The organism is Polaromonas sp. (assembly GCF_012927415.1).
GTDB lineage: Bacteria > Pseudomonadota > Gammaproteobacteria > Burkholderiales > Burkholderiaceae_C > Polaromonas.
On sequence record NZ_JABBPF010000113.1, the window covers coordinates 1 to 10,505 of the forward strand.

At 61.8% G+C, this 10,505-nt stretch carries 11 protein-coding genes and 1 pseudogene; 6 read left to right on the forward strand and 6 right to left on the reverse strand.

Annotation, left to right across the window (positions count from 1 at the left end):
• The coding region (locus HHJ19_RS11155; RefSeq protein ID WP_296907261.1) for a peptidoglycan-binding domain-containing protein at nucleotides 1–178 on the forward strand (178 nt) is incomplete at its 5' end.
• A 217-nt stretch (nucleotides 179–395) separates the two neighbouring features.
• On the opposite strand, the gene HHJ19_RS11160 is transcribed toward HHJ19_RS11155, so the two are convergent.
• The 6 genes from HHJ19_RS11160 to dsbD are packed head-to-tail and all read right to left on the reverse strand — an operon-like array spanning nucleotide 396 to nucleotide 6,131.
• Nucleotides 396–767 carry a c-type cytochrome gene (locus tag HHJ19_RS11160; protein ID WP_296907236.1) on the reverse strand — a complete coding sequence of 124 codons (372 nt, stop codon included), beginning with the start codon at nucleotides 765–767 and terminating at the stop codon, nucleotides 396–398.
• Nucleotides 768–813: 46 nt separating this feature from the next.
• The gene (locus HHJ19_RS11165) at nucleotides 814–1,131 is read right to left on the reverse strand and encodes a hypothetical protein (RefSeq protein WP_296907240.1); all 318 of its coding nucleotides are present in this window, start codon (nucleotides 1,129–1,131) and stop codon (nucleotides 814–816) included.
• A 10-nt stretch (nucleotides 1,132–1,141) separates the two neighbouring features.
• A complete protein-coding gene (locus HHJ19_RS11170; RefSeq protein ID WP_296907242.1) occupies nucleotides 1,142–2,566 on the reverse strand; it encodes a dihydrolipoyl dehydrogenase in 1,425 nt (474 codons plus the stop codon).
• A gap of 18 nt (nucleotides 2,567–2,584) precedes the next feature.
• Complete coding sequence (dsbG, locus tag HHJ19_RS11175; protein WP_296907244.1) at nucleotides 2,585–3,418, reverse strand: thiol:disulfide interchange protein DsbG; 834 nt, start codon at nucleotides 3,416–3,418, stop codon at nucleotides 2,585–2,587.
• A 32-nt stretch (nucleotides 3,419–3,450) separates the two neighbouring features.
• The gene (locus tag HHJ19_RS11180; RefSeq protein ID WP_296907247.1) at nucleotides 3,451–4,263 is read right to left on the reverse strand and encodes a TlpA disulfide reductase family protein; all 813 of its coding nucleotides are present in this window, start codon (nucleotides 4,261–4,263) and stop codon (nucleotides 3,451–3,453) included.
• Nucleotides 4,263–6,131: a protein-disulfide reductase DsbD gene (dsbD, locus tag HHJ19_RS11185; RefSeq protein WP_296907250.1), complete on the reverse strand. Its 1,869-nt coding sequence runs from the start codon at nucleotides 6,129–6,131 to the stop codon at nucleotides 4,263–4,265. The genes HHJ19_RS11180 and dsbD overlap by 1 nt, the downstream gene beginning before the upstream one ends.
• A 120-nt stretch (nucleotides 6,132–6,251) precedes the next feature.
• On the opposite strand from dsbD, the gene HHJ19_RS11190 reads away from it, so the two are divergent.
• From HHJ19_RS11190 to HHJ19_RS11210, 5 genes and pseudogenes are all read left to right on the forward strand, one after another.
• A complete protein-coding gene (locus HHJ19_RS11190; protein ID WP_296907252.1) occupies nucleotides 6,252–6,917 on the forward strand; it encodes a response regulator in 666 nt (221 codons plus the stop codon).
• Nucleotides 6,914–8,389 carry an ATP-binding protein gene (locus HHJ19_RS11195; RefSeq protein ID WP_296907254.1) on the forward strand — a complete coding sequence of 492 codons (1,476 nt, stop codon included), beginning with the start codon at nucleotides 6,914–6,916 and terminating at the stop codon, nucleotides 8,387–8,389. Before HHJ19_RS11190 ends, HHJ19_RS11195 begins: the two co-directional genes overlap by 4 nt.
• A 340-nt stretch (nucleotides 8,390–8,729) precedes the next feature.
• Nucleotides 8,730–9,257: pseudogene (locus HHJ19_RS11200) on the forward strand (DUF599 domain-containing protein).
• Between the two features lie 136 nt (nucleotides 9,258–9,393).
• On the forward strand, nucleotides 9,394–10,032 hold the full coding sequence (locus tag HHJ19_RS11205) for a TetR/AcrR family transcriptional regulator (RefSeq protein ID WP_296907256.1): 639 nt from the start codon (nucleotides 9,394–9,396) through the stop codon (nucleotides 10,030–10,032).
• A partial coding sequence (locus HHJ19_RS11210) for a biotin/lipoyl-binding protein (RefSeq protein WP_296907259.1) occupies nucleotides 10,029–10,505 on the forward strand: 477 nt, incomplete at its 3' end. The genes HHJ19_RS11205 and HHJ19_RS11210, both read left to right, overlap by 4 nt.

Consider the following 10,505-nt stretch of genomic DNA (forward strand, 5'->3'; position numbering starts at 1 on the left):
GTTGCAGACGGCGCTGAACGTACGTGGCTTCGACAGCGGCACGCCAGACGGCACTATCGGCCCGGCCACGCGGCGCGGCGTTCGTCAATACCAGCGCAGCGTGGGCCTGCCGGCGGACGGCTATCAGATCCTGGACCTGCTGCAGCGCCCGCAGTTACGCGTCGCCGCCGCGCCTTGAGGCAGTTCAGTGCCGAGTTCTTGTCCTGCTGCTCGCGGCGATCTGAAAGCGCGTAAAAATGGCGACTAAACGCGGTTTTGGGTGATCCGGTGGAAAAATTGAAGGTCAGCAATGGAGAAAAACGTAGACCCGCATTGCAGCGGGATCTGCCGGTGGGCAGTGCCCGCTTCCTGGCAACCCAATTGCATGAGTTGGATTATCCGTCACGCGTCGCCAGCTATGCGCCTGTATCGGAGCGCGACGGCTGCGCTGGGTCAGACGCGACAAACGGCGCCGGCAACTGGCTGAAGTAGAGCGCCACCGCCTGGCGTTCGATGGACGAGAGGTTTTGCGCAATCGGCTGCATGATGGGATTTTTGCGGCTACCGGCTGCAAACGCGTCAAGTTGCGCCAGCAGGTAAACCTGGTCGGTGCCGGCCAAGCGCGGAAAAGCGCCCAAGCCTTCACCCTTTGCGCCGTGGCAACTGATACAGGCAGCCACACCTTGCGAAGTACCTTGCGCAGCGATCTGCTGCCCTTGCTTTGCAGGCTGCGCCGTAGCGGTTGCGACAGCAGCGCATAAAAGCCCGGCGGCCGCAAGACGTCTCATGACGTAAGAGTTGATGTTGAGCACATTTGGAATGCGGCAAGATGGTTCAGGCGCGGACATAGCACCACCCTTCCTGCTGCATCAACGCCAGCGACAGTGCGGCTCCCCGGGGAAGCACAACCAGCGGAGACGGCGCATCGCGGCCCATCCGGCCAAGCGTATTCGGACAAACCAGCGTGCGGGTATCCAGAATTGCATCGGGCGCTTCCGGCACTGCAGCGACAGCTTCGCCATTGACCACGATGCGGACATCTGCTGCGGGATTGTCTGCCGCGATGTTGTTGGCATTGTTACGGGCCCTGGTCAAGGCAGCCGCAGTGGGTGCATGAAGCAGGATGCGAAGAGGTGAAGTGCCGGTTTTCATCTTGACCTTCCTAAAAACGTGCGCTGGCGGGCTCTTGCCTATTCGCAGTCATCTGCTTGACCACATCTTTCAACGCGGACTGAAGCATTTCCTCAATGCTGGGATGATAGTAAGGCATCGCCAACAATGTCTCGACCGTGTCGCCGCGTTGCACCGCCCACGCCAAGGCGTGAGCCAGATGCTCTCCCTTCACGGCGACAAGGCCTGCGCCAAGCAGCACACCACTGTGACGGTCCACATACACGCGCACCAGATTGCCTTCTGCACCCAGAATCCGGGAGCGCCCGTTGCCTGCGCCCTGGGCCGTGCCAATCACGGTGCGTGACATGTCGAGATGGTCATAAGCCATTCCCACCGCTGCAACGTCCGGGTTGGTGAACACGATCGAGATGGCCGCACGGCGGGGCGGCACGCCTTTTTCAAAGCCATCCTCAAGAGCGCGTAACGCTCCGCGCGCGGCCATCACGCCTTCGTCGACAGCCTCATGCATCAAGGGTCGGTCGGGCGTGATATCTCCAGCCAGGAAAATCGCAGCCTTGCCTGCGGCGCGAAGGCTGGCAGAGTCGACGACAGGCTGACCGTGGCTGTCCAGCGTGATGCCGGCATTGGCAAGGTCGAGTTGCTCGACATTGGGCTGGCGGCCGAGCGCCGCGAGCACCAGATCAACCGTAGCCGACGCTTCACCGCTACGCATGTGCAGCGCATCACCGACGAGTTCTACCTCAACCGGATGGCCCAGCCAGGTCGTCAGTTCCGGGCTGAAAAGCTCAAGCGCACGCGCCCTGACTTCGGGGTCGATGATGCCTGCAGGCGTGGACTTCAGGTCGCCCGCCACCACGCGCACGCCGAGTCTGGCCAATGCCAGACCCATTTCCAGACCGATGGCGCCAAGTCCCAGAATGCCGATACTGCGCGGTAGTTTGTCGAGTTCAAACAAGGTATCCGTGGTCACGACTAGGGAACCGAGGTCGGACAGAAATTTGGGCAGGATGGGCCGTGATCCGGTCGCAATCACGAAGGCTTTTGCACAGATGCGCTGGCCACCGACGTCCAGGGTCTGGGCGTCCAGAAACCGAGCTTCTCCCATGATCAGCCGATCGCCGGCTTGCGCCACGGTCTGCTCGGCGACTCCCTGGGCCAGAAGGTTGCGCGTGGCGCGCGCTCGCTGCCACAGGCCATCTGGCGTCTGACTGGCTGAAGGAAGCCCGCCCGGGGCAAGCCGGGACAGCGTCGCCCATTGCTCACCTGCATGCAGGGCTGCTTTCGATGGCATGCAGCCCACGCGTGCGCAAGTGGTTCCCAAGGGACCGTGATCGATCAGCAGGGCGGAGCGTCCGGCACGTGAGATTTCATGAAAGGCCGCCAGTCCTGCGGTGCCGGCACCAATGACTGCTATGTCGGTGGTGATGGTGGATTTCAAAGGCGTTTTCTGCATGGGATTTACTCCTGAAACTCAAAGCGGGCCAAAAGCCGCCGCAAGGGCGCCGTCCGGAGCACCGGTGCGTGTCTGCACCGCGCCCTTGTCGTCACGCCAGATCAAAGCCGGTGTGGCGCGCAGTTGCAGGCTCTCCATAAGTTGCTCGTTGGCATCAAGTTGCGCCTGCGCGGCAGCGGGAATCTTGCCTAGCGGCTTGAGGCCATGGTCCTCCAGTGGCTTGGGCCGTCCGGCAGCCATCACCTTGGCGTTAGCCGCCGTGTTGGCTCGTTCGTAGTCAGCTAGTGCGGTTGCTGGATCCTTGCTGGTCAGCAGCACCGCAGCCTTGCCGGCGCTGGTGGGCGTCAATATTCCGACCATGACGTGGCGCAGTTGCACCTTGCCCGCGTTGATCCAGGGCCGTGCGTCCGACCACAGCTTGTTGCAGTACGGGCAATTCGGATCCGTCAGCACGTAAACGATGCGTGTCGCCTTGCTGGAGCCGTCCGCAATCCAGTGACTTTTCTCGACCTGGCCCCACGCAGCATCGGCCAAGGGCTGGGTCACTGCCTTTTTCAGGGCGTCCTGATTGACGTCATTGCCTCGATCGTCCAGCAGTGTTCCGGCGATAAGGTGTTTACCGTCGGGTGTGGCGTACAACGCAATGGGTTGCTGGCCCCTATAGCCCGCCCAGGCCGTCAAACCGCCCGCAGAGGGAAAGGTGCCCACCACGGTGACGCCCTTAGCTTCCAGCGCTTTGAGCACGGGCGGTCGGTCCTGGGCTGAAACCGGGCTCAGTGAGAGGCCGATCAAAAAGGTGGATACGGGTAGAAGCGTGCGTGCCCGACGAAACGAGTGTTGATTTGGATACATGAGTTCAAGGGTTGGGTTAATGGCTCAATGGATTAAGGGGATGCGAGCGCCTGGAGACGCTGGCTCAGGGTGGCATGTGACAGTTCGCCGATACGCGTATCGACCAGACGGCCTTGGGCATTGAAGAACAAGGTGGCGGGAAGCGCCTTTTGGCCGAAATGCACGCCGGCCTGGCCTTCCTTGTCGAGCAGTACGTTACGCAGACCGAGCTTGTGCGCAGTGAGATACGCCTGGACCTTGGACTGGGATTCGCCTTGGTTTAGAAACACGAAATGAATGCCTGGATGGTCGGCTTGCGCTTTCGCCATGATGGGCATTTCGCGCTGGCAAGGCGGGCACCATGTGGCCCAAAGATTCACCACCATTGGCGCACCGGCAAATGCTGACAACGCCACGGACCGCCCATCCATGCTGGTCAAACTGATGCTGGGCAACTCTGTTGTCTGGGCGGGCTGCCATGCCATCGCTGCCGTCCCCAATCCCAATACCAGGGTGGCGACCGCCAGTGCACTCACGACGGGGAATCGAACGCTAGGCCGCCGCCAGCCCAGCACAAGTGCCCCAACCCAGGCGGCGGCAACTCCCGCAATGGGTTGCCAGCCGCCGTCGCGAATGTCCAGCATGTCCAGCGGCGTTGCAAAGTAGATTTCGCGGTACTGGATGACAAACCCCAGCCTGGCAGTCAGCACGGCCAGCAGCAGTACGCGAAACAGGGGTGTGTCAGCGTCCACGCCCGCCTTACGCCCTAGAAAATTAGCGACCAACAGCGCGAATGCCACCGCTGCGAACACCAGCAGCAACTGAAATGGGAAGGTCAGCGGACCTATCTGCAGTGTGTTGCTCATCAAATTCCGCTCCCTTCAGGATGGCGCTGCAAAAGGTCCTTCACCGTGAACTCGCCCACCAGGCGCGCATCCCGTCGCTCGCGGCCTTGCGCATCGAAGAGCATCACGGTAGGAGGGCCGATGATCTGGTGCTTGCGCATGAGGTCCTGTTGGGCCGCATTGCCTTCGGTGATGTCGGCGCGCAGACGCATCACGCCGGCCAGGGCGCGTTGAACCTTCTCATTGCCAAACACTTCGGACTCGATGGTTTTGCACGACACGCACCAATCCGCATAGAAGTCCACCAGCACTGGCTGGTCTGCGGCCAAGGCCTCGCCAAGACGAGCCTGCAATTCCTGCGGGCTGCGGACCGTCTGGAAGCTGGAGTCGCTTGCGGGCGCCGTATCTTTGTCCTGGCTCGCTGACCCGGAGCGGCTCACAATGCCGGCCAGGGGACGCCAGGGATCGGCACTTCCGGCGGCAGCGCCAAACACCATGGCGGCACCCCACAGGCCAACCACGAGCGCCAGGGAACGCACGAGCAGGCCCGGCCCGGTGCGACCCGCATCGGCCACACCGTCTGCGCGCAGCATTTGGAACAATGTCAGCGCCACACTCAGGCACAGCGCGCCCCACAAGGCCAACGCCACAAAGGGGGCTACGACACGCTGCACCATCCACAGCGCCGTGCCCAACAGCAAAAAACCAAAGACGCCTTTGATGCGATTCATCCATGGGCCGGGCCTTGGCAAGCATCGCGTGCCCAACGTTCCGACCACCAGCAAAGGCACACCCATGCCCAGTCCCAGGAAAAGAAGGAGCAGTCCGCCTTGAACCATATTGCCGCTTTGCGCGATGTAGAGCAGGGCGCCTGCCAGCGGAGCGGTCATGCAGGGACCGACCAGCATCGCCGACAAGGCACCCATGCCAGCAGCGCCAGACAGCGTTCCGCCTTGACGAGCGCAGCTGGCGCGATCGAGCCGGTTGCGCAAGAAAGCGGGCAGCTGAAGTTCGAAGAACCCAAACATCCCCAGCGCCAGCACGACAAAGACGCCGCCCAATGCGAACAGTGTCCAGCGGTTTTGCAGCAATGCCTGCAGATTGGCGCCGGCCAGGGCAGCAACGATACCCAGCGCTGCGTAGGTTAGCGCCATAGGCAGCACGAACGCCAGCGATAGCGCGAACGAACGCCTCGGACCTGCCTGGCTACCCACGACGATGCTCGACACGATGGGAACCATGGGCAGCACGCAAGGCGTGAATGCCAGGGCGATGCCCAGAAGGAAGAAGATCGGCAGCGTCCAGGCCAGCGAGCGCGTGGTCAGCAACTGCTGGACAGCACTGTCGTTTCCCATCGCGGCTTGCAGTAGGGAAGCCCTGGGGGATGCATCTGCACTGGCGGCAACCGTCGAGATCGGCGCCGGCAATGCGGACGCATTTCCAGCGCCATCGCCCAAGGAAATCTTTCGGGTTTGGGGCGGGTAACACAGACCCGCTTCGGCGCAGCCTTGCCAGGTCACGGTCAGATCGCGCGCCGTGCCTGGGTGCACCTGGACCGTCACTGCCTTTTGGAAGACCTCCATCAAACCAAAGTTTGGATCGTTTTTCTGCTCGCCCTCTGGACGGTCGAACTGTACGAGCGCGCCGGGTGGTTGGGACGTGACGTCGATGCGGTCGCGGTACAGGTAGTAACCTGAAGCGATCGCCCAGTTCAACGTAACTCCCTCGGCGCTGCCTGCAGATTCGTTAACGGTCAGTACGAATGCCTCTTCGGCAGTGAGAAATGCGGTCTCCGCATGGGCGGCGCCTTGGCCAAGCGCAAACGCCGCAATCATCGCAATGCAGATGTTCAGCAGGCCATGCAGGAAGGTAACGAAGGATCTACGCAATGTGGGAGCCTTACAGAATTTAAGTGTCCATCATGCTGGTGCACGATTAAGTGAGCGTTAACAGTTCCATATTTCAGAATGCGACAATTCCCATACCATGGTTGTGCGCGGAGGAAAGTTTTGCATCTCCTGTTGATTGAAGACGACGAGTTGGTGGCCAGTGGCGTCACTGCCGGGCTGCGGCTGCATGGTTTGATGGTGGACTGGGTTGGCACCGCTGCCGCAGCCCAGGCTGCATTGGACAGTTTTCACTTCGATGTCTGCGTACTTGACCTGGGACTTCCGGACGAGGACGGTATGGCGCTGCTGCGACGCTGGCGGACCCGCGGACAATCGCTGCCCGTGCTGGTTCTGACGGCGCGGGATGCCGTCGAGAACCGTGTCGAGGGCTTGCAGGCCGGTGCCGATGACTATCTGCTCAAGCCCTTCGACCTGGATGAGTTGCTGGCGCGCCTTCATGCGCTGCACCGCCGTGCGGCCGGGCGAAGTGTCAACCAAGTCAATCATGGTCCTTTGTCATTTATGGCCTCCACGGGAGAGGTCGTGCTTGATGGTGCGCGGATCGACCTTTCGCGTCGGGAACTGGCCCTGTTGCGGGCGCTGCTGCAACATCCACAGTACGTCCTGAGTGCAGAGCGCCTGCGCGACAGCCTGTACGGACTTGAACAGGACGTCGAAAGCAACGCCATCAACGTGCACATCCATCACCTGCGACGAAAGCTCGGCCCCAACATTGTCGAGACCGTACGTGGTCAGGGCTATCGCCTCGGAGAAGCTGGCTGGTGAACCGCGCGTCGAATTCGAAGAATGCAGCGCCAGACAAAAAGGGCAAATCGTTGGGTGCCCAATCCAGCACTGGACGCCCGTGGAGCCTGCGTGTCCGCCTGTTGACCATCATTGGCCTGTCCTTGGTGACGCTGTGGAGCCTGGTGGCGGTCTGGATGCTCATCGACGTACGCCGTGAGCTTCGCACAGCGCTTGATGACCGGCTGGCCGCATCAGCGCGCATGGTGGCTGGGTTGGTCATGCAGATGCCGCGCGAAAGCATGGTAGTAGGCAAGCCGATGGAATCGGCACTCGATGTTGTCGCACGCGATGGCCTAGCCTGTGAAGTCAGCCTGCTGCGTGGAGAAGTGACGATGCAACCCGTGGCTCGAACGACCAGCAGCCCTGGTCTGGGCGACGTGCAGCCGGGCTACAGCACGCGCAGCTTTGGAGGAAAACTCTGGCGTACCTACGTATTGCAGCAAGGCGGCATACGGATCGCCACCGCCGACCGCATCGATGTGCGTGAGCGTCTGCTGCGGGACATCGCCCTGACTGCCGGGATTCCTTTTGCCGCCGCGCTCGCCGGCAGTTTGCTGTTGCTGTGGTTTGGAATCGGTAGCGGCCTGCGTCCTATCGAAAGAGTGCGTGCTGCGCTTGCGCTGCGCGGGCCTTCTGACATTGCGCCGCTGCCCGACACCCAGGCGCCGCCCGAGCTGCGGCCGCTCGTGGACACCATCGAGCATCTTGTCGGTCGCATGCAGGATGCGATGGCCCGGGAACGGCGGTTCACCGACGACGCTGCGCACGAGCTGCGAACGCCCTTGACGGGTATCAAAACGCACCTGCAGGTCATGCGGCTTGCCGCCCGGAGCGCTGACGGCGCGCCCGTGGCGCAGCAAGCATTGGCCGATGCCGAGCGGGGGGTACTGCGGCTGCAAAACACGCTTGATCAGCTGCTCCTTTTGGCTCGCCTGGAGGGTTCGCTGCAGCCAGCGCCACAAGGCCGATCCTTCGCAGATGTCGCCGCAAAGCTGGCGATTGACGATGCCCAAGCCGGTCAACATGTGAAGGGACGCGTGCGCTTGTTCCTGCCAAATCGAACGATTGCATTGGCAGTGCCCGAATCGCTGCTGGTCTGCGCACTGCGCAACCTTCTGGACAATGCGATGCGCTTTTCGACTGTCTCGTCCGAAGTGGTGCTGCGCGTCGAAATGCATGAAAACCAGACCGTCGCCTTTTGCGTTTGTGATGAAGGGCCCGGCTTGAGCGAGGTTGATTGCGCATTGGCCACGCAGCGGTTCTGGAGGCGTGGTGCGGCCTCTCAAGGCAGCGGTCTGGGGCTTTCCATCGTCAGCGAGATGGCCAGTCGTTACGCGGGAAGTTTGCAGCTTCGTCCAAGAAATCCGGTGGGCCTGGAGGCCTGTTTGACATTTCCCGAAAACTCCGACACACAGGCGAGCGCTGACGTGGCACCGGCATCAGAGCATTGAATTTAATTATTCACAGGCTTCAACCTGACGTTTCATGACGATTTGACGCAGTAGCAATAAATGAACTGCTGCGAAGTCCCAAACGGCGTCTCGTGTACTTCAGTTGCGCTTTCGACGAGGCGAAAGGCATCGCCAAACTCACCGTGCAGCCCATCCGCGTCATACCGAACCACGTCAAGGCCGCTGCACTTGGAGAAACCCTCGGGCCCAAACGTCGCCACGATGACATGCCCTTCCGGTTTGACCGCATGCATCACCACGCGCACATAGGCCTGGCGCTGCGCGAGGTCAGTCAGGAAGTGAAAAACCGCTCTGTCACCCCGCGCGGCTGGCGCGCTATGTGCACGCGACCTTGCGCGAAGACTGGTTTGCCGCGTTGTCCAAGCACCGTGGCTCGGAAATCCTGGCAGTGCAGACCCTGCGCAATTCGATGATGTCGGCGACCATGACCGCGTCAACGGCAGCGCTGGGATTGATGGGCGCGGTCACGCTGGCCGCCCCTTCGCTGAACGCCTCGTTTGGCGCCAGCGACGCCATCTCCGCACATTTGACCGCGCGGCTGGTGCTCGAACTGGTACTAATGACGGTTTTGTTTGCCTAGCTGGTCTGCTCTGCGATGGCGGTGCGTTATTACAATCACGCCGGGTTCATCAGTTCCATGCCGGTTGACTCCGAGGAGCGCCTGCGATGGTCGCCCGCCGGTGCGGTCTATTTGCGCAGGGCAGGGTTGCTCTACAGCTGGGGCTTGCGCCACCTGCTTTTGGTGGCTCCGATTCTCGCGTCCATCGTCTACCCGCTCGCAGGCCCCGTGGCCGCGGTGGTCGTGGTCATGGCGCTGCTGGGCTTTGACCGATTCACCACGACATGAACCTTTGAACTTCAGGTCGATGCGTAAAAAGCAGGTGCCATTGACAGTGCGAAATTGGTGAGGAAAACTGCGTCACTCGCACAAAATTGGAGCCGGCTCTACAATCCAAGTAATTAATCAATTACCTGGATTGTTGATGGAAATATCCGTAAAGAGTGTCAAGCAGTCCACAGAAATACGCCAGGCTGCTCTGGTGGATGCTGCCTTGAGGCTGGCAGCGCAGTGCAGCCCGGCAGGCATCACCACCGGCGATTTGGCCCAGGCTGTGGGTATCACGCAGGGCGCGGTGTTTCGCCACTTTGCCAATAAGGAAGCGATCTGGCTGGCTGTGTTGGATTGGACCGCAGACACGCTGATGAGCCGGCTTCAGGCTGCCGCCGACGCTGAATTGGCCAAAACGGACAAGTTCGCCCCGCTGGCCGCGCTGCAAGCGGTATTCATGGCGCATGTGAATTTTGTGGTCGTCCATCCTGGCGTTCCGCGGGTCATTTTTCAGGAACTGCAGCACGCGCAGGACACGGCGCTCAAGGCCCGCGTTCGCGGTCTGATGCAGCAGTACCGGAGATTGCTCATGGGCGTACTGGAGCGCGCGCAAGAGCAGCGCCTGCTGGCGCCGGGCACTGACCGAGAGGCCGCTGCGGTGCTGTTTGTCGGTTCGGTGCAGGGCCTGGTCATGCAGTCGCTGATCAGCGGCGAAGTGCGCGCCATGGCCCGACAGGCGCTTGATGTATTCAAGATTTATCTGCGCGGACTCACCCTGAAAGAAGCCCTGTGAAGCGCAACCCGCTACCAATTCGACGCCTGTCCCTGGGCGGACTGGCGCTGTTGCTGGTGGGCGCGCTAGCCTTTGTGGCGCTGCGCACCGGACCGCTGGCGCCCACGCGGGTCACCGTCACGCGAGTGCAGGAAGGCCGGCTGAGCCCGGCCCTCTTTGGCATCGGTACCGTGGAAGCGCGGCGCAACTGGATGATTGGCCCCACGGTGGCCGGCCGGGTGCTCAGCGTCAAGGTCGATGTGGGCGATGCGGTCAAGGCCGGACAGTTGTTGGCCGAAATGGACCCGGTGGACCTGGACCAGCGCCTAAGTGCCCTCGACGCTTCGCTGTCCCGCGCCGGCAGTACGCAAGTGGCCGCGCAAGCTCAGCTCAGCGATGCAATGGCGCGGCGCGAACTGGCCGCGATGAACGCCAGACGCAACCAGGACCTGGCCGCGCAGAACTTCATCAGCGCCGGCGCACTCGAAACCCGA